The organism is Sagittula sp. P11 (assembly GCF_002814095.1).
Classification (GTDB): domain Bacteria; phylum Pseudomonadota; class Alphaproteobacteria; order Rhodobacterales; family Rhodobacteraceae; genus Sagittula.
The window spans coordinates 348,925-367,050 of the sequence record NZ_CP021913.1 but is presented as its reverse complement, the minus strand read 5'-3'; the positions used below and the strand labels follow the sequence as shown (position 1 = coordinate 367,050).

Here is an 18,126-nt window from a genome sequence, read left to right as displayed (position 1 = left end):
GCACCGCGGCGGGGTGGGCCATGGCCCGATGGGACGGGCCCTGCGGACCCGTTTGGAAAGGCTCTGTGCCGTGCAGGTCAGCCGCGCGGCATCTGCAGCGTCACGTTGCGGCCGCCCTTGGTGTATTGCAGTTCGGAGTCGCCGATGGCGGCAACGCGTCCGCCGTCCAGCTTGTCGCCGACCTTCACCTTCAGGTACTTGCCGCTGGCCAGGCGCACCAGCGCGCGGCGGTTGGCCGGGGTGCCGTAGACCCCGATCAGGTTGATCCGGCTGAGGTTGATCGCGTTCCGCACCGTGGCCGATGATGCGACCGAGGCGCTCGACGGCACCGAGGGGGCCACGACGCGCGGCGCCACGGCGGCGGTCTGCACCGGCTCTGTCGGGCGTTCGCGTTCGGCGCGTTCGACGATGGCGCTCATGTTGCGCGGGCGGCCCACCGGTTCCAGCGAATTGCGGACGGCGAGGTCGGTGGCGGGCGACGAGGGTTCCTCCTCGACGGCTTCTTCCTGCGCGGTGCGCGGGCGGGCCAGCGGGCGGAATTCCTCGAGCTCCTGCAGGGAGATGCCGCCAAGCGTCGCGCGCTCCTGCTGCTCCACCACATCGTCGGGACGGGCCTCGGGGCGGAAGTCGGACAGCGGATCGGTGACGGCCGGCGCGGCATCGGGGGTATCGGTCGCGTCAGGCGCGTCGGTTGTGACGGGCGTGTCCGGTCCGGGCAGCGCGGCCAGTTCGACCGGCGGATTGCGCAGCGGCGGCACCACCGGCGGCGGGCCGGTGTAGACGCGCAGGCCGTCCGGGGTCAGTGCGCCTTCGGGCGTGGCGCGGACCACGCCGCGCTCGTCGATGTCGAAGGTCATGCCCGCGGGCGGCGGCAGGCCCGGGTCCACGGGGACGGGCTGGGACAGCAGATCCGGCGCCTCGGGCAGGGCCACGGCGTCGAACATCCGCACAGACGGGTCGATGGAGGCGACGTAGACGTTCTCCACCCCGTCGTCCGGCGGCGTCAGCGGCGAGGCGGGCGAGCGCTGCCAGATGCCCGTCGCGGCATAGGTCGCGTCGGCCTCTTCCGGGGTCAGCGCGCGGGCCGGGACGGGGGTGCTGCGCGGCGCAGGCGCGTCGGCGGTGTCTGCCGGCTCCGGCTGCGCGGCTGCGAGGTCGACGGTGTCTTCCTGCGCTTCGGGGGCGGTTTCCGTGCCTGCCGTGGTGCCGGTCTGGTCGTTGGCCGTCGCCTCCGGCGTCGCCGAAGAGGACACAGTGGGGTCTTCGGTGGCGACCGGGTCTGGCAGTGCCGCCACGGCAGTCGGTTCGTCCTGTCCGCGGAAGAAGCGGGCCAGCCCGTCCTCGAGGAAGACGGAAGCCCAGGCCGCCACGCCCACGAGGAACAGCAGCAGCCCGGCGGTCAGCATCAGGCCGAGGAAGCGGGGCTTGCCGCCCACGGCCTGCTGTTCCCGCGCGCCGAAGACGGTCATGCGGTCGCGTTCCTCGCGCGGGCTCATCTGGCTGCGCCGGTCGCGTTCCAGCGCGGGCTTGCCCGGGGTGACCGGCGCGATATTGGGCGCGGTTCGCGCCATCGGCTTGGAGACCGGCAGCGGGAGATCGTCGACCGCTTCGGGATCGGGCTGGATCTTCAGCGGCGAGAGCGCCGCGCCGGTGGGCGCGGGTGGAATACGTTCCGGGGCGGCTGTGACCTTGGCCAACTTCGCGACCCGCGCGGCGGCGGGCGGCACCGCATCGGGCGCGCGCAGGGCCGCGAGCCGTGCAAGCGGGCTGGCGCCGGAGGCGGCCACTGCGACCGCGGGTGCTGCGACGTTCGCAGGTGCAGGGGCAGGCGCGGGCGTCTTGTCGCGCCGGGACAGGCGCAGGCCGGACTTGCGTTTCGCCGGGGCCTCTGCCGCTGCCGCCTGCGGGGCGGGGTCAGCGAAGGCCGGGCGCTCCGTGGCCGGGGCGCTGCGCTTGTCCTTGCGGCCAAGGCGCAGGCCGGATTTCTTCGGTGTCTTCGGGCGCGCCTCGCCCTCGGATTTGGAGGTCGTGCGCGGCAGGGCCGATCCGAACCGCGGGGCCTCTCCGGTCTGCGGGCTGGCGGCGCCGAGTGTCGGGGCGGCGGTGCCTGCCTCCGGCCGGGAGGGGACGCCGAGCGGGCGGGCTTGGGTGTCGGCGTCGGCGCGTCCGGCGGCGCCGAGCGTGGGGGCCGCATTGTTGGCGTCGGGATGGGACGGTGCGCCAAGCGCGCGTGCCGGGGTTCCGCCCTGACGGTCGCCTGCCGGGCCCACGGCGCGGGACGCGGCGGCGAGCGCGGGCTCATCCGTGCGCGGCGCCGGGGCTGCGGGAAGCGGCAGGGTGCCTGCGGGGATCGTGGTCTCGTCCGTCCGGGCCGTCAGCGGTGTGCCGGGCGCCGGGGGCGTGGCCTGTGCCTGAGGCTTCGGCGCTTCGGGTGCGTGGCCCATCGGCATGGCCGCCGGTTTCAGATCCGGCAGCCCCTCGATGTGATCGGAGGTGACATGCGAGTCGCGGGTGCGCATCTCGGGCGTGGCCAGCGGCGTAAAGCGCGCGCGGCGCGGCGGCACGTCTGTCGAGGGCACGAGGTTCGGGCGCGGCGCCGGGGGCACACGCCCGTCGGCGCGCAGCGTGCGGGACGATGCGAAGGCGACAGGCGCCGCCTCGGCGGGGGCGGCCTCGGTGCCGCTGTCCGAGGGCTGCGGCGCGGCATCGGTCTTGTGCGTGGCGACGGGGTCGGGGCGCGCGGGGGCGTCCACGTCCGGGAGGACCGGCATTGCAGGGGGCATCGCGGCCTTCCGCGGCATGGCCGGTGCGGCTGATGCGGGGATCGTCCTGTCGTCGGAAGCGGCGCGTGCCGTTTCGGGCTCTGACACCGCGTGGTTCGCGTTACCCGAAGGCGGCAGCGCGGCGGCCTCTTCTTCATCTGTTGCCGGGGCGAAGTTGGCCGGGGCGCGGTGCACCGGGGCCTCGTCGCGCAGCGGCAGCGCGGGGGCGTCGTCCTTCGTAGTGACAACCTGCTTGGTGGCAACCGGCGCCATGTTGCGCGCTTCCGGGAGTTCCGCCGCGACATGGTCGGGCATCTCCGGCGTGCTGAGCGGTTCAGGCGCGGCCACCGGATCGGGCTTGCGGGGCGCCGGGGCGGCGGCGGAGACCGGGGTCAGCGCCGCTTCGGTGGCTGGCACGATCTCGATGGCGCGGGACGGGCGGTCCGCCGCGCGCTTCCATGTCCGGGCCTTGCCGAAGTAGACCGCGCCGTCGAACGCGCCGTCGGGCGCCTGCGCGAGGTGGCAGACCGGCGTGAAGCCGTGTTCCTTGGCGAAGGTCTCTGCCTCGTCCAGCGTCTCGCGGGCGACGGCGGCGATCTGCAACCGTCCGCCGACCAGCGCGTGGTCGTAGGCCAGGGCGCTCAGCGGGTAGGGCGTGGCCCCGTCCAGCGCGGCGCGGATCGCCACGTCGCGCGCCGAGGCGTCCCCGCCGAAGTCCGGCAGGTCGAGGAAGCGGATCTGCTCCGTCGGGATGACGATGGCGACCTCGGCCCCCTTGGGGTCGAGCTTTTCGGCGCGGTCACGCATGGCGATGACCGCGACATCAAGGTCCGGGTGGTCGATGGGCACCTCTTCGATGCGAGCCCAGGAGGACCCGACACGACGCAGCAAGGCGATGCCTTCGAACGAAAGGGCGAGCGCAAAATTCGATACCATGGCGCGGGTCTTACCAGTCCTGCCGTGCTCGGGGGAGGGTTTATCCCTTTTCCACGAAGTATATGGCAACTCTTCGCCGAGGGGAAGAAAGACCTCGCTCAGGGGATGGACGCCGACCGCCCGATGACCGACCTTCACACAGAAATGTTCCCTGATTTGAGGATGTTGCGATGCGCTTCATAACGATGATTTTACTTGTGGCGATGACCGGGCCTGCCTTCGCCCAGGAAACGCCCGCACAGGCGCCGGCCCAGGCCCCCGGCCGCATGACCGTCTCGGGCGAGGCGAAGGTCGTGGCGACCCCCGACATGGCGGTCCTGAGCCTCGGTGCGCAGGGACGCGGAGAGACGGCGGCGGAGGCGATGGATTCGACCTCGACCGCGGTGTCGGCGATCCTGAGCCGGTTGCAGGAACTCGGTGTCGCGGAGAACGACATCAAGACGACCTCGCTCAACCTCTCGGAAGAGCGGCGCTGGGACCGCGAGCAGGAGGTCGAGGTCTTCGAAGGCTACCGCGCGGAGAACCTCGTGGAGGTGCGCGTGCACGACCTCGACGCGCTGGGTGCGATTCTCGGCGACGTTCTGGATGAAGGTGCGAACCGGATGCAGGGCCTGCAGTTCACGCTTCAGGACCCGCGCGAGGTCGAGGACGAGGCGCGCCGCCAGGCCGTCGCGGACGCCCGCGCCAAGGCGGAACTTTACGCAGAGGCGGCAGGCGTGTCGCTGGGTTCGCTGGTGACGCTGACCGACAGCGCGACGCCCATCGTGCGCCCGATGGACCTGGCAGAGCCGGTGGTGATGGAAGCGCGTGCCGCAAAGGACGTGCCGGTCGCGGCGGGCGAGATCGAGATCCGCGCCGAAGTCACGATGACCTACGCGCTGGATCAGTAAGTTACGGGGCAGGGCGGAGGTGATCCGCCCTGCCGTCACGCTGCCGGCGTCTTACGACAGCGACTTGTGCAGCGCCTGGTCCAGATCGGCGATCAGGTCCTTCGCATCCTCGATCCCGATGGAAATCCGCACCACGTCCGGCGCCGCCCCGGCCGCGACCTGCTGCTCTTCGGTGAGCTGGCGGTGGGTGGTGGAGGCGGAGTGGATCACCAGGCTGCGTGTGTCGCCGAGGTTGGCGACATGGCTGAAGATCTCCAGCGAATCCACGAACTTGATGCAGGCGTCGTAACCGCCCTTGAGCGCGACGGTGAACAGGCCGCCCGCGCCCTTCGGGCAGATCCGCGCCACGCGGTCGTGGTAGGGCGAACTGGCGAGACCGGCATAGGTCACGCCCTTGACCGCCTCATGCTTCTCCAGCCAGGCGGCGATCTCCTTGGCGTTCTCCACGTGTTTCTGCATCCGGAGGCTCAGCGTCTCGATCCCCAGAAGCGTGTAATGCGCCGCCTGCGGGTTCAGCGTCATGCCGAGGTCGCGCAGGCCGATGGCGATGCCGTGGAAGGTGAAGGCCAGCGGGCCGAAGGTCTCGTGGAATTTCAGCCCGTGGTAGGCCGGTTCCGGCGCCGAGAGCGACGGGAACTTGTCGGAGGCGGACCAGTCGAACTTGCCGGAATCGACCACCACGCCGCCGGTGACCGTGCCGTTGCCGGTCAGGTACTTGGTCATCGAGTGCACGACCAGCGTTGCGCCATGCTCGATGGGGCGGCAGAGGTAGGGTGTGGCGGAGGTGTTGTCGACGATCAGCGGCAGCCCGGCCTTGTCCGCGATGGCGGCGATTGCGTCGAGGTCGGTGATGTAGCCGCCCGGGTTGGCAATGGATTCGCAGAACACCGCGCGCGTGTCGTCGTCGATGGCCGCGGCCACGGCGTCGAGATCGTCGAAGTCCACGAACTTCGCGGACCAGCCGAAGCGCCTGATGGTCTGGCTGAACTGGGTGATCGAGCCGCCGTAAAGCCGGGTGGAAACGACGATGTTACGCCCCGGACCCATCAGCGGGAACAGCGCCATGATCTGCGCGGCGTGGCCGGAAGAACAGCAGACCGCGCCCACACCGCCTTCGAGCACCGCGACGCGTTCCTGCAGGGCGGCAACGGTCGGGTTGGTCAGGCGGGAATAGATGTAGCCCACTTCCTGAAGGTTGAAGAGTGCGGCGGCGTGTTCGGCATCGCGAAAGACATAGGCCGTGGTCTGGTAGATCGGCACCTGCCGTGCGCCGGTGGCCGGATCGGGCCGGGCGCCCGCGTGAATCTGCAGCGTGTCGAAGCCGAACTGGGGTGCGTCAGTCATCTGTCCCTCTCCCTTTGGGTATTCGCGGCGACGGTATGCGAAGGGACGGGGGCGGACAAGCGCAAGCGCCCGCGCCGGACGCGCGCGCCGGAGGAAAGCTGCCCCAGCGTCAGGTCGGGCGGGCAGGGGACGCGGGGCGGAGGGGCGCCCCCCCGCCCTAGGGGTCAGCGCGCGGCTTCGACGCAGAGCACCGTGGGCAGGTGCTGCGCCAGTTCCTGCCAGCTGTCGCCCTCGTCGAAGCTGGCGAATACCGACCCGGAGTTCGTGCCGAACCACAGCCCCGCGTCTGCGTCGGTGGTCATCGCCTGCCGCAGCACGGTGAAGTAGCAGTTCTCCTGCGGCAGCCCGGTGCGGCAGGCCTCCCACGTGTCGCCGCCATCGCGCGACCGCCAGACCGCGGCGGAGGCGTCGGGCGGGTAGCGGCCCTCCATGTCGCCGTTGAGCGGCAGGGTCCAGATCGTGTCGGGCTTCTCCGGATGTACGGCAATCGGGAAGCCGAAGGTGGAGGGCAGCCCTTCGGTGATGTCGTCCCACGACCGCCCGCCATCGCGGGAACGGAAGACGCCGTGGTGGTTCTGCTGGTAGAGCAGGTCCTCGTCGCCGCCCGCGCGGACGATGTTGTGCACGCAATGGCCGGTTTCACCGTCTTTCGGTCCGGCCGGGTGGTGGGTGTGTCCGCAGGGGCCGAGGTTGCCCAGCCTGTTGCGCCGCTCCCAGCTTGCGCCGCCGTCGTCGGTGGCAAAGATCCCCGCGGCAGAGATCGCGAGCCAGACCTTTTCGGGCGTCTTCGGGGCCGAGACGATGCTGTGCAGCACCAGCCCCGCGCCGCCCGCCTGCCAGCTTTCTGCCGACGGGTGGTCCGTCAGGCTTTCCACCGCCTGCCAGGACATCCCCTTGTCATCGCTGGAGAATAGCGTTGCCGGTTTCGCACCGGCATAGATCCGGTCGCCCGCCTTGCCCAGCGACCAGATCGCCTTGATCCGTCCGCTGTAGGGGGCGGGGTCGGCGGTCGCGTCCAGGCCGAAGATCTTGGCGGCCTCCGGGTCTGCGCGCGCCCATGCGTCCATCTCTCCGTCGGCCAGCTTCACCACCTCCCAGGTCGCGCCCGCGTCGGCGGAGCGCCAGATGCCCGCGCCCGGGAAATCGCCGCCGCCCCCCGCAAGCATCACGCCGTCGGAGCCGAGCGCGTGGTTGATCGGCCATCCGTCGCAATGCGGCCCGGACAGGACCCAGCCGTCGCGGCCGTTTTCGGATTTGAGAAGGAAAAGCCCCTTGGTGGTGCCGATGAATATGGTGGTGCAATGGCTCATGGTTAAACTCCTGTCGCGTGGCGCGAGACTAGCAGTTTCGGCGCGCCTTGTGTGAAAAGAGTTGATATCCACCCATTGCCGCGCGGAGGGTGGCAGATCCTTGCCAACAGGCCCCGTTCCGATCGTAGATCGGGCGGCCGGTCCGCCTAGCGCATCCAGAATCCTTCGCGCTTCAGCGTGTTGCGGATGGCCTGTTCGCGGCGGGGGAGGTCGTCGCGGTCGAAGAGCGCGCGCGCCTTCTGCCCGCGGCCCTGGTAGATCATGCGCTTGAAGGGGTCGTACTGCTTCAGGATCTTCTTCAGGCGGTTGGGTTCGCTCACGCTTTCTAGCACCTCCACCGCCTTGTCCGATTCGCGTGCGTAGAGGAGCGGGATGGTGCGGTAGTGGCAGGTGACGGACCCGTCCAGCAGGCCCTCGGGCAGGGTGTCCTTGCCGCCCCCGAAGGAGTGGATCACCAGCGGCAGCGCCACCTGGTCGAGCCATGGGTCGAGCGACTGGCAGACGAGCGCCTCTGGCGGGTTGTCGCGGATCTCCAGCGCGTAGTCGAGGAACCGCTGACCGAAGACCTTCGGGCAGCGGTAGAAGAAGAACCCGGCGTTGAAGTAGAGATAGCGCTGCCAGTACTCGTCGGGCTGGCTCAGGTCGAGGCTCGACTCGAAATCCAGCCCGAAGCGGTCGTAGAGCGATTTCCAGATGCCGGTGTAGCCGGGGCCGTAAAGCTCCGGCTGAGGCCATGTGCCTTCGCGGCGCAGAGAGGCGGTGGGCCGGTCGAAATCGAAGGGCACCGCGCCCAGGTCGTCCAGCACCAGCGTATCGGTGTCGAAGAACACGAAGGGTTCGCCCTCGGGCAGGGCAAAGAGCGCCTCGATCTTGTTGCCGTAAGGGTACTTGTTTCCGAAGTGGCGCGACTCGAAAGAGACGAAGGTCGCGCCAAGCTCCGTCAGCGCCTCGCGGATCTCCGCGTCGCGGATCGTCGGATCGTTGGGCCAGAGGGCGCCCGGAGCGGGTTCGGCCACGAACAGGCGGAACCCGTCCTTGGGAGAGCGTTCCGCGCGGGAGGCGGCGAACAGCAGCGCCTCGTAGGCCAGGCGACCGTTCTGGCCGACGATGAGGATATTGACGGTTTGCGCGTCGCGCGCGGGGCGTGGCATGATGGGGCTGCTCGCATTTTTCCGGCAGTATACGCGAGGACGCGCAGACCGAAAGCGCCGATCTGCCGACAGGTTTTAACGGGGAGATTGAGATGCTGGATGTGGTTCTGGTGATGATCGCGCTGGCGACGGGCGGCGGCGGGGCAGGGGCTGAGAGGGAGACATTGACCTTGGCGCCGGCGGAGACACCGGCCCCCGTGGCCTCATCCTCGTCCTCGTCAGAGGAGGCGCCGCCGCCGGTCACATCTTCCGAAGAGGCTCCCGCCGCACTGCCGTATGAGGCCGAGCCGCAGGTGGCGACGGGCCGTTTCCTTACCGCGCTCGAGATCAAGCCGATCATGGGGGCCACGCGGGCCAACTGGGTCGCGGTGCGGGAATGGGACGGGCAGGACCTGATCTACGTGACCCACATCTGGAGCTGGCGCTGCGGGCTGGTGGCGATGAAGCTGGGCGTGAACGGCGCGGACCCCGAGGAGTGGCCGCTGCCGCCCTGTCACGAGGACACCGCCCAGCCCAACGCCATGCTGGAGAGCGACGGGCTGCCCTACCGGGCCTTCCCGCTGAAGTCGGTGGAGACGGTCACGGTGGAGCTGATCTACGACGACCTGACGACCGAGCGGTCGACCTTCAACCGGCAGGGCGTGCTGATGCCCTGATGATCGTGCCCTGATCGTGATGGCGCACGAAGGGCGGCGCACAGCCCCGCCCTACGATCCGCAGCGCTTGCCCGAGGCCGTCATGGAACGACCTTGGGGGCGCTCAGACCGCGATGGCTTCCAGCACCTGCGGTTCGATCACCCTGACGCCGGGCAGGCCCGCGGCCAGCTTGTCGGCCGACTGTTCGAGCGCGTCGAAGGTGCGGTAATGGCAGGGGATCACGGTCTTGAAATCGAAGTAGGTCTTCGCGGCATAGGCGGCCATTTCCATGTCCATGGTGTAGTAGCCGCCCGCCGACAGGATGCCGATGGTCGGTTTGAAGTAGTCCGCGATCCATGCCATGTCGGCCATCGGGCAGGTGTCGCCGGAGAAATAGAGCACCTGACCGCCGCTCTGGATGACGAAGCCCGCCTCCTGTCCCATGTAGGCCGCCGCGCCGTCGACCTTCATCGAGGAGGAATGCGAGGCCGGGACCATGGTCACCTTGACCTCGCCGAAGGTGATCGATCCGCCCATGTTGAACGCGTGCCCCTCCTTCGCGCCCATCGCCTGCAGCGCATGGCCCAATTCGAAGATGGCGTGGACCGGCGCGCCGGTGCGTTCGGACAAGTTGACGATGTCGCTCGTGTGGTCGAAATGCCCGTGGGTGACGAGGATCTGCGTTGCACCGCCGATGGCCGCCTCGGCGTCCTTGCCTTCCATCATCGGGTTGCCGTCGATCCACGGGTCGATCAGCAGCACCTCGCCGCCGGTTTCGATGCGGAAACTGCCGTGGCCCATCCAGATGATCTTCATGTCTGTTCTCCCTGTCGTCTTCGGGGGAAAGGCTAGCAGGGCGCGGCCCGAAGGCCAGAGGCGGGGCGCAGCAAATCCGGCTGCCGCGCGAGATTTCGCGATTGGCCGGTTGGTGGGGGCGACGGCGGCGCGGGGGCGGCTGGTGATCGCCACCTGCGGTCCGTTGCCGTGAATATCCGGAAAAGCGGGCAGCCCGGGGGCGGTATGCAGGCAGGGCGCGGCCTTATCCCGTCACATGCTTGCGGGCCGGGCGGCGGGGCGGTAAAGCGGCGCGTGAACTTTCTGCGAAAGAGGCCCCCATGTCGATCGACATCGAGACCGCCGCCCGCGTCGCCAAGCTTGCGCGGATCAAGGTGGAAGAGGACGACCTGCCCGCGCTGGCACATGCCTTCAACGACATCCTCGGGTTCATCGAGCAACTGAACGAGGTGGATGTCGAGGGCGTGGAGCCGATGGTCTCCGTCACGCCGATGCGGCTGAAGCGCCGTCAGGACGGGGTGACCGATGGCGGCATGCAGGACAAGGTCCTGTCGAACGCACCGGATGCCCGGGAAGGCTTCTTTGCGGTTCCGAAGGTGGTCGAGTGATGAGCGAACTGACGAAACTGAAGATTGCCGAGGCGCGCGATGCGCTGCGTTCCGGCGACGTGACCTCTGCCGAACTGACGGACGCCTGCCTTTCGGCGATCGACAAGGCCGATGCCCTGAACGCCTTCGTGCACAAAACGCCCGAAATCGCGCGCGAACAGGCGGCTGCGGCGGACGCGCGGCTGAAGGCGGGCGATGCGCCGTCGCTTTGCGGCATCCCGCTGGGCATCAAGGACCTGTTCTGCACGAAGGGCGTGGCCTCTCAAGCGGCGTCGCGGATCCTCGAAGGTTTCAGGCCCGAGTACGAATCCACCGTGACGACAAAGCTGTTCGAGGCAGGATCGGTCATGCTGGGCAAGCTCAACATGGACGAGTTTGCAATGGGGTCCTCGAACGAGACCTCGGTCTACGGCAACGCGGTCAACCCGTGGCGGCGCGGCAACGACGACGCGCAACTGACGCCCGGCGGCTCTTCGGGCGGCTCGGCGGCGGCGGTTGCGGCGGACCTGTGCCTTGGCGCGACCGGGACGGACACCGGCGGCTCCATCCGCCAGCCCGCCGCCTTCACCGGCATCACCGGGATCAAGCCGACCTACGGGCGTTGCTCTCGCTGGGGGATCGTGGCCTTCGCGTCCTCGCTGGACCAGGCGGGCCCGATGGCCAAGGACGTGCGCGACGCGGCGATCATGCTGCAGGCGATGTGCGGCCACGACCCGAAGGATTCGACCTCTGCCGACCTCGCGGTGCCGGATTTCGAAGCCATGCTGACCGGCGACATCAAGGGCAAGAAGATCGGTATCCCGAGGGAATACCACATGGACGGCATGCCCGCCGAGATCGACGCCCTCTGGGCATCGGGCCGCGACATGCTGCGCGACGCGGGCGCAGAGATCGTCGACATCTCGCTGCCGCACACGAAATACGCATTGCCCGCCTATTATGTCATCGCCCCGGCAGAGGCCTCTTCGAACCTCGCGCGCTATGACGGCGTGCGCTACGGCCATCGCGCGAAGCTGAGCCAGGGCGACGGCATCACCGAGATGTACGAAAAGACCCGCGCCGAAGGCTTCGGCGAAGAGGTCAAGCGCCGCGTCATGGTCGGCACCTACGTGTTGTCGGCGGGCTTCTACGACGCCTACTACAATCGGGCGCGAAAGGTCCGGACCCTGATCAAGAAGGACTTCGAGGACGCGTTTCATGCAGGAATCGACGCGATTCTGACGCCTGCGACCCCCTCTGCCGCCTTCGGGCTGGGCGAGATGGTCGAGGCGGATCCGGTCGCGATGTACCTCAACGACGTGTTCACCGTGACGGTCAACCTGGCGGGTCTGCCGGGGGTTGCTGTGCCGACGGGTCTGAACGGTCAGGGGCTGCCGCTCGGGCTTCAGCTGATCGGTCGTCCGTGGGAAGAGGGCGATCTGCTGAATACCGCCTATGCGCTGGAACGGGCCGCAGGCTTTGTTTCCAAACCCGTGCAATGGTGGTAAGGCGCTCGCCTGAAGAACCGGTGGGACAGGCAGGACATGTGATGCGGTATATCCTTTGTGGAGTGGCGGCGCTTGCGTTGACGGCGTGCACGACCTCCGTTCCCGACAGCGCGGCAGGGGTGGTCGACACGGGGCAGGGCGTCGGTTTCAACAACTACGACAGCTATCGCGCAGAGCGTGAGGCGCAGTTGAACGGCGCGACCGGCCAGTCCGCCCTGATCGCGCCGCCGGCAGACGTGCAGTCCGGGACGCTCGATCCGCAGGATGCGGCCGCTTCGCAGCAGGCCGCGGCGCTGAACTCCGGCCAGGCACCCATCGACGCGTCGCCCTCCAACCCGGCGCCGCAGATGGTCGAGAACTCGGCCGGGATCTCCGGCGAGAACGATTTCGACGCCGTCTCCGCGCAGCGTGACATCGCCGCCGACGCCGCGATGATCCAGCAGAACCGCGCGCAGTACCAGGTGATCCAGCCGACCGATCTGCCGACCCGTCCGGGCACCAACCGGCCGAACATCGTGGAATACGCCCTGCGCACCACGAACCCCGTCGGAACGGCGCTTTACAAGCGGTCGTCGCTGCGGGCCGAGACGCGGTACCAGAACTCCTGCGGTGCCTTCGCCTCGCCGGACCTTGCGCAGGAAGAGTTCCTCGCGCTCGGCGGCCCGGAGAAGGACCGCAAGGGCATGGACCCGGACGGTGACGGCTACGCCTGCGGCTGGAACCCCGCGCCCTTCCGCGCTGCGAAGGGATGACGGCGGAGCCGGTCTGGCATCCTTCCCCCAACGTTGGTGACCGGCGCGGCGGTGTCGCGCCGGACATGATCGTCCTTCACTACACCGCGATGAAAAGCGCCGAGGCGGCGTGCGAGAGGCTCTGCGATCCGGCCGCGCAGGTTTCGGCCCATTACGTCGTGGCCGAGGACGGCCGCGCGTGGCAGCTGGTGCGTGAAGAGCATCGCGCCTGGCATGCCGGGGCAGGGGCCTGGGGCCCGGTCCGCGACGTGAACTCCCACAGCATCGGCATCGAGATCGCGAACACCGGCGCAGCGCCTTTCCCGGACCTGCAGATGACGTTTGTCGAAGAGCTGCTGCGCGGGATCATGGCGCGCTGGCGGATCGCTCCGCACCGGATCGTCGGGCATTCCGACACCGCGCCGGGACGCAAGATCGATCCCGGCCCGCGGTTCGACTGGCGCAGGCTGGCACTTCAGGGGCTGTCGATCTGGCCCTCTGCCGCGGAAGCGCCGGGGGATTTCCTGCACGATGCACGTCGTTTCGGGTACGATGTGGAGGCCGCGGGGGAGGATGTCGTGCTGAACGCCTTCCGCATGCGGTTCCGTCCCTGGGCTGAAGGGCCGTTGGAGGACGAAGATCGGCGTCTGATGCACGATCTGGCCAATCGCTGGCCCGTCGCGCAGGCCGCGCTCGCCTAATCCAGCTTGTAGGGAAGCACGTCGCGCCGGTTCGGCGTGGTGGTCAGGCGCTTCTCAAGCGGCGGCACGGAGCGCTGGTGGCAGGATGTGCGCTCGCAGATCCGGCAGGAGATTCCGATGGGTTCGAAGGCGCTTGCCCGGGTGAAATCCATGTCGTCGGCGTAGACAAGCGCGGCGGCGTGGCGCACTTCGCAGCCGATGGCGATGGCGTAGCGCCGCACCGGGGCGCCGAAATGCCCGCCCGTCTTCGACACGTCACGCGCCAACGAGATGTAGCGCACACCGTCCGGCGTCTCGGCAAGCTGGCGAAGGAAGCGGCCCGGCGTCTCGAAGGCGCGGTGTACGTTCCACAGGGGGCAGGCGCCGCCAAAGCGCGCGAATTGCAGGCGCGTGGCGGAGTGCCGCTTGGTGATCGTCCCGGCCTGATCGACGCGGACAAAGAAGAACGGCACACCCTTCGCGCCCGGGCGTTGCAGGGTCGAGAGGCGGTGGGCCACCTGTTCGATGGAGGCACCGAACCGCGCGGCCAGCAGTTCGAGGTCGTGGCGGGTTTCCTGCGCGGCGGAGAGGAAGGCCTTGTAGGGCATCATGGCCGCGCCGGCGAAGTAGTTGGCCAGCCCCAGCTTGGCGATGGCGCGGGCTTCCTCGCTCTGGAAACGGGCGAGGTCTAACGTCGCCTCAAGCAGCTGGTTCTGCCTGAGCAGCGCGATCTGCACGAACAGCTGGAAGGTCTGCGTCTCGACCGGCAGGAGCGAGGAGAGGGTCAGTTCCTGCCGCTCGGTGTCGAAGGCGCGCATGGGCGAGGCCTGCGAGAACCGGACCTTGATCCCGCCGATCTCCAGCCGGGCCACGGCTGCGGTGCGCAGGTCGCCCTCGCTGGCCAGAAGCCCGGCGAAGTGCTCGGCGGCGCGGTCCACGGCGTCGATGTAGTTGTCGCAGTAGTGGAAGAAATCGCGGACCTCCTCCCAAGGGGAGGGCTGGAGTTGCGAGCCTTCGCGCCCCAGCGCCTCGTCGAGCGAGGCAAGACGTTCGTGGGTCTGGCGATAGGCGCGGTGCAGGGCAAGGAAAGCGCGCGCCAGCACCGGGGCGTTGGACGCGGTCAGACGCAGGTCGGCCAGTTGCGGCGTGGCATCCCCGAAGACCGGGTCGGCCAGGGCCTCGCGCATGTCGGTGACCAGACGCTCCGCATCGCCCTGGCCCAGCTCGGTGACGTCGAAGCCGAACTCCTGCGCAAGCGCCAGCACAACCGTGGTAGACACCGGACGGTTGTTGTTTTCCATTTGGTTGAGATACGGCAGCGATATGCCCAGCTTGGCCGCGAAATCCTTCTGGGTCAGCGACAGTCGCCCGCGGATGTCCCGCAGCTTTGCGCCGGCATAAAGTTTCTGGGTCGCCATGGTCGTCCTGCTGTCTGCGCGTTTTGCAATTTTGCGGCTGCTCGAACCACTTTTTGCAACTTCACTCAGGCGACGTCCAGTCCTCTCAGTTGCCGTTCACGCCAGATCACCACCGAGATGGCCAGGATCGAGGCGACGGACGAGGCAAACATCATCCACAGAAGCGGCCATGCGCCGGTTTCCGGTGTCAGCATCGTGCCTGCCATCTGCGACAGCCCGGCGCCCCCGCCCAGCATGATGGCCCCGGCGAGACCGGAAGCCGTTCCGGCCAGGTGCGGACGCACGGACAGCGCGCCTGCCGTGGCGTTGGGGATGGTCATGCCGTTGCCCAGGCCGACCAGCGTCATGAAGCCGAAGAAGGTCCACTGGCTGCCGAAGCCCGCCGCGAAGACGAGGATCGATATGGCGAGGCCCAGACTTACGATGCACGCGCCCCAGAGGATCATGCGGTTAATGCCGAAGCGGGCGGAGAAACGGCCCGAGATGAAGTTGCCGAGGAAATAGCCGACCGCCGGTGCGCCGAAGAAGTACCCGAGGTTGGCGGTGGTCAGGCCGAAGACCTCAATGCCGACGAAGGACGCGCCGCCCACGTAGGAGAAGAACGCACCGGAGGAGAATGCGCAGGCCAGCGCATAGCCCCAGAACCGCGGCGAGCGGAAAAGCTCCGGGTACTGGCTGAACTGCTTGCCAAGGGTCAGCCCGCTTCGGGTGGCCGTCTCTCCGAGGTCGCCCCACACGAGGGCCAGCATCAGGACACCCGCCACCAGCATCAGCCAGAAGTTGGAGTGCCAGCCGAAGGCCTCCGCCAGTGCGCCGCCGAAGATCGGTGCGACCATGGGGACCAGCGACATTCCCATCGTGACGTAGCCGATCATCGAGGCGGCCTCGTCCGGGGGGTACAGGTCGCGGACCACGGCGCGGGACAGGACCATGCCGACGACCACGCTGGCCTGCATCATGCGGAAGGCGAGGAACACCTTCACATCGGTCGCCAGGATGCAGCCGATCGTCGCCAGGACGAAGATCGCAAGCCCGCCGAGGATCACCGGCCGACGTCCGAGGTTGTCGGCAATCGGCCCGATCAGAAGCTGGAGAATCGCGTTCATCAGCAGCGTCAGAGAGATCGCGAGCTGCATGATGTGGTACTCGGTCTCGTACCAGTCCGCCATGATCTGCAGCGCCGGAACGAAGACGTTCAGCGTCAGCGCCGTCATGCTGGCCAGCAGGACGAGCGTCAGGATATGAGGAGGGGTGGAGCGGTCCAGAAACCGCGCGTGTCTGCTGGGGGTCATGCGAAAGACGGGTAGGGCGGTGCGGCTCGTTTGTCCATCCGGATACATGTCTTTCTCATGTAGTATTCAATTTTGCAATTTGCATTCGTGATTATTTCCATACTTTGCAAATTTGCGAGGAAATGCTTGAGTGGGCGCGCGCGCCCTGTATGTTCCGCCCAAACGGAAAGGGGCCGCCGATGAAGGACATTATCCAGGAACTGCACGACCGCCGCGAGAACGCCCGTCTGGGCGGGGGACAGAAGCGGATCGACGCGCAGCACGCCAAGGGCAAGCTGACGGCGCGGGAACGGATCGAGCTGCTGCTCGACGAGGGATCCTTCGAGGAATACGACACTTTCGTCGCCCACCGCTGCACCGATTTCGGCATGGAGCAGAATCGCCCCTACGGCGACGGCGTTGTGACCGGCTGGGGGACGATCAACGGCCGCATGGCCTATGTCTTCAGCCAGGACTTCACCGTGCTGGGCGGCTCGGTTTCCGCCACCCACGCGCAGAAGATCTGCAAGATCATGGACATGGCGATGCAGAACGGCGCGCCGGTCATCGGTCTGAACGACAGCGGCGGTGCGCGTATCCAGGAGGGCGTCGACGCGCTGGCGGGCTACGCCGACATCTTCCAGAAGAACATCGAGGCCTCGGGCGTGATCCCGCAGATCTCTGTCATCATGGGGCCCTGTGCCGGCGGTGCCGTCTATTCGCCCGCGATGACCGACTTCATCTTCATGGTGAAGGACACTTCCTACATGTTCGTCACCGGCCCCGACGTGGTGAAGACCGTGACCAACGAGATCGTCACCGCCGAGGAGCTGGGCGGCGCGTCCACCCACACGAAGAAGTCCTCGGTCGCCGACGGTGCCTTCGAGAACGATGTGGAGGCGTTGGCCGAGGTGCGCCGCCTTGTCGACTTCCTGCCGCTCAACAACCGCGAAAAGCCCCCGGTGCGCCCGTTCTTCGACGAGGTCGACCGGGTCGAGGCGTCGCTCGACACGCTGATCCCCGACAACCCCAACATGCCCTACGACATGAATGAGTTGATCAACAAGGTCGCGGACGAGGGCGATTTCTACGAGATCCAGCAGGACTTTGCAGGCAACATCATCACCGGTTTCATCCGCCTTGAAGGGCAGACCGTGGGTGTCGTCGCCAACCAGCCGATGGTTCTGGCGGGGGTTCTGGACATCGACTCGAGCCGCAAGGCCGCGCGTTTCGTGCGCTTCTGCGACTGTTTCGAGATCCCGATCCTCACCTTCGTGGACGTGCCGGGCTTCCTGCCGGGGACCGCGCAGGAATACAACGGCGTCATCAAGCACGGCGCGAAACTGCTGTTCGCCTACGGCGAGGCGACCGTGCCGATGGTCACGGTCATCACCCGCAAGGCCTATGGCGGCGCCTATGACGTGATGGCGTCGAAGCATATGAAAGCTGACGTGAACTATGCCTGGCCCACGGCGCAGATCGCGGTGATGGGCGCGAAGGGTGCGGCAGAGATCATCCACCGCGCCGATCTGGGCGACCCGGAGAAGATCAAGGCCCACGCCGATGCCTACGAGGAGCGGTTCGCCAACCCCTTCATCGCGGCAGAGCGGGGCTTCATCGACGAGGTCATCCAGCCGCGGTCGACCCGGCGCCGCGTGGCCCGCGCCTTCGCGATGCTGCGCAACAAGCGGCAGTCGATGCCGTGGAAGAAACACGACAACATTCCGCTGTGAGCCGATGATGCAGGGGGAGGTCGCAATCCGCCGTCTGAAGGGCGGCTGGGTCGAGCAACGGTCGGCCGAGGGCTATGTTCTGGCCCGCGAATGGCCGCCGCGACTGGATGTTTCCGCCATGTCAACCTTTCCGGATCTGAGCGCCTCGCGACTCGCCCGGCAAATTCGTCAGGACCTCTGGAGAGCCCTTAAAAATATGCGTGGATTCTCGCCCATCGTGCAAATTCACTTTACGTTACAGGGAATGACTGTTACCGCTGGAGGGCGCGTTTGCGGACGCGCGCCACGGGGAATCGCTTCGCAGATTCAAGCCCTTCTGGACAACCCCGCCAATCGTGAGCGGTGGATCACATGGGCCCGGAGGCGCACGCAAT

At 67.8% G+C, this 18,126-nt stretch carries 14 protein-coding genes; 7 read left to right on the top strand and 7 right to left on the bottom strand.

Translation table 11 applies throughout. From position 1 onward, the window contains the following. Positions 1-77 precede the first annotated feature (77 nt). Positions 78-3,698, bottom strand: coding sequence for a hypothetical protein (locus CDO87_RS01780; protein WP_100927168.1), 3,621 nt, complete (start codon positions 3,696-3,698; stop codon positions 78-80). A 203-nt stretch (positions 3,699-3,901) separates the two neighbouring features. Between CDO87_RS01780 and CDO87_RS01775 the strand changes: the two genes are divergently transcribed. Beyond that, on the top strand, positions 3,902-4,588 hold the full coding sequence (locus CDO87_RS01775) for an SIMPL domain-containing protein (protein WP_157814888.1): 687 nt from the start codon (positions 3,902-3,904) through the stop codon (positions 4,586-4,588). A gap of 51 nt (positions 4,589-4,639) precedes the next feature. Here CDO87_RS01775 and CDO87_RS01770 read toward each other — a convergent pair whose 3' ends face one another. The 3 genes from CDO87_RS01770 to CDO87_RS01760 all read right to left on the bottom strand — a co-directional run bounded on the left by CDO87_RS01770 (position 4,640) and on the right by CDO87_RS01760 (position 8,393). Next, the gene (locus CDO87_RS01770; RefSeq protein WP_100927166.1) at positions 4,640-5,932 is read right to left on the bottom strand and encodes an O-acetylhomoserine aminocarboxypropyltransferase/cysteine synthase family protein; all 1,293 of its coding nucleotides are present in this window, start codon (positions 5,930-5,932) and stop codon (positions 4,640-4,642) included. 164 nt (positions 5,933-6,096) lie between these two features. Beyond that, a complete protein-coding gene (locus tag CDO87_RS01765; protein WP_100927165.1) occupies positions 6,097-7,242 on the bottom strand; it encodes a sialidase family protein in 1,146 nt (381 codons plus the stop codon). 146 nt (positions 7,243-7,388) lie between these two features. Beyond that, a complete protein-coding gene (locus CDO87_RS01760) occupies positions 7,389-8,393 on the bottom strand; it encodes a hypothetical protein (RefSeq protein ID WP_100927164.1) in 1,005 nt (334 codons plus the stop codon). A gap of 92 nt (positions 8,394-8,485) precedes the next feature. On the opposite strand from CDO87_RS01760, the gene CDO87_RS01755 reads away from it, so the two are divergent. Beyond that, positions 8,486-9,049, top strand: a complete 564-nt coding sequence (locus CDO87_RS01755; protein ID WP_198521803.1) for a hypothetical protein — start codon at positions 8,486-8,488, stop codon at positions 9,047-9,049. Positions 9,050-9,152: 103 nt separating this feature from the next. Here CDO87_RS01755 and CDO87_RS01750 read toward each other — a convergent pair whose 3' ends face one another. Continuing rightward, positions 9,153-9,845, bottom strand: coding sequence for a metal-dependent hydrolase (locus tag CDO87_RS01750; RefSeq protein WP_100927163.1), 693 nt, complete (start codon positions 9,843-9,845; stop codon positions 9,153-9,155). 299 nt (positions 9,846-10,144) lie between these two features. Here CDO87_RS01750 and gatC point away from each other — a divergent pair, with 299 nt between their 5' ends. Genes gatC through CDO87_RS01730 form a run of 4 tightly spaced genes read left to right on the top strand, consistent with a single transcriptional unit; the run spans position 10,145 to position 13,351 of the window. Further along, a complete protein-coding gene (gene gatC / locus CDO87_RS01745; protein ID WP_100927162.1) occupies positions 10,145-10,432 on the top strand; it encodes an Asp-tRNA(Asn)/Glu-tRNA(Gln) amidotransferase subunit GatC in 288 nt (95 codons plus the stop codon). Next, on the top strand, positions 10,432-11,919 hold the full coding sequence (gatA, locus tag CDO87_RS01740; RefSeq protein WP_100927161.1) for an Asp-tRNA(Asn)/Glu-tRNA(Gln) amidotransferase subunit GatA: 1,488 nt from the start codon (positions 10,432-10,434) through the stop codon (positions 11,917-11,919). Before gatC ends, gatA begins: the two co-directional genes overlap by 1 nt. Positions 11,920-11,960: 41 nt before the next feature. Continuing rightward, positions 11,961-12,671 carry a hypothetical protein gene (locus tag CDO87_RS01735; RefSeq protein ID WP_198521802.1) on the top strand — a complete coding sequence of 237 codons (711 nt, stop codon included), beginning with the start codon at positions 11,961-11,963 and terminating at the stop codon, positions 12,669-12,671. After that, positions 12,668-13,351 (top strand): N-acetylmuramoyl-L-alanine amidase, encoded by a 684-nt coding sequence (locus tag CDO87_RS01730; RefSeq protein ID WP_100927159.1) that lies wholly within the window; start codon positions 12,668-12,670, stop codon positions 13,349-13,351. Before CDO87_RS01735 ends, CDO87_RS01730 begins: the two co-directional genes overlap by 4 nt. On the opposite strand, the gene CDO87_RS01725 is transcribed toward CDO87_RS01730, so the two are convergent. Then, the gene (locus tag CDO87_RS01725; protein WP_100927158.1) at positions 13,348-14,748 is read right to left on the bottom strand and encodes a short-chain fatty acyl-CoA regulator family protein; all 1,401 of its coding nucleotides are present in this window, start codon (positions 14,746-14,748) and stop codon (positions 13,348-13,350) included. The genes CDO87_RS01730 and CDO87_RS01725 overlap by 4 nt on opposite strands. Positions 14,749-14,813: 65 nt before the next feature. Next, entirely contained in the window at positions 14,814-16,040 is a 1,227-nt protein-coding gene (locus tag CDO87_RS01720) for a multidrug effflux MFS transporter (RefSeq protein ID WP_100927157.1), read from the bottom strand. 179 nt (positions 16,041-16,219) lie between these two features. On the opposite strand from CDO87_RS01720, the gene CDO87_RS01715 reads away from it, so the two are divergent. Next, complete coding sequence (locus tag CDO87_RS01715; RefSeq protein ID WP_100927156.1) at positions 16,220-17,752, top strand: acyl-CoA carboxylase subunit beta; 1,533 nt, start codon at positions 16,220-16,222, stop codon at positions 17,750-17,752. Positions 17,753-18,126 lie beyond the last annotated feature (374 nt).

What these genes read in the sequence shown, in the direction of transcription:
- CDO87_RS01780 (WP_100927168.1), bottom strand. Translation starts at nt 3,698, where the DNA reads ATGGTATCGAATTTTGCGCTCGCCCTTTCGTTCGAAGGCATCGCCTTG.
- gatA (WP_100927161.1), top strand. Translation starts at nt 10,432, where the DNA reads ATGAGCGAACTGACGAAACTGAAGATTGCCGAGGCGCGCGATGCGCTG.
- CDO87_RS01720 (WP_100927157.1), bottom strand. Translation starts at nt 16,040, where the DNA reads ATGACCCCCAGCAGACACGCGCGGTTTCTGGACCGCTCCACCCCTCCT.
- CDO87_RS01765 (WP_100927165.1), bottom strand. Translation starts at nt 7,242, where the DNA reads ATGAGCCATTGCACCACCATATTCATCGGCACCACCAAGGGGCTTTTC.
- CDO87_RS01730 (WP_100927159.1), top strand. Translation starts at nt 12,668, where the DNA reads ATGACGGCGGAGCCGGTCTGGCATCCTTCCCCCAACGTTGGTGACCGG.
- gatC (WP_100927162.1), top strand. Translation starts at nt 10,145, where the DNA reads ATGTCGATCGACATCGAGACCGCCGCCCGCGTCGCCAAGCTTGCGCGG.
- CDO87_RS01775 (WP_157814888.1), top strand. Translation starts at nt 3,902, where the DNA reads ATGACCGGGCCTGCCTTCGCCCAGGAAACGCCCGCACAGGCGCCGGCC.
- CDO87_RS01735 (WP_198521802.1), top strand. Translation starts at nt 11,961, where the DNA reads ATGCGGTATATCCTTTGTGGAGTGGCGGCGCTTGCGTTGACGGCGTGC.
- CDO87_RS01760 (WP_100927164.1), bottom strand. Translation starts at nt 8,393, where the DNA reads ATGCCACGCCCCGCGCGCGACGCGCAAACCGTCAATATCCTCATCGTC.
- CDO87_RS01755 (WP_198521803.1), top strand. Translation starts at nt 8,486, where the DNA reads ATGCTGGATGTGGTTCTGGTGATGATCGCGCTGGCGACGGGCGGCGGC.
- CDO87_RS01770 (WP_100927166.1), bottom strand. Translation starts at nt 5,932, where the DNA reads ATGACTGACGCACCCCAGTTCGGCTTCGACACGCTGCAGATTCACGCG.
- CDO87_RS01715 (WP_100927156.1), top strand. Translation starts at nt 16,220, where the DNA reads ATGAAGGACATTATCCAGGAACTGCACGACCGCCGCGAGAACGCCCGT.
- CDO87_RS01725 (WP_100927158.1), bottom strand. Translation starts at nt 14,748, where the DNA reads ATGGCGACCCAGAAACTTTATGCCGGCGCAAAGCTGCGGGACATCCGC.
- CDO87_RS01750 (WP_100927163.1), bottom strand. Translation starts at nt 9,845, where the DNA reads ATGAAGATCATCTGGATGGGCCACGGCAGTTTCCGCATCGAAACCGGC.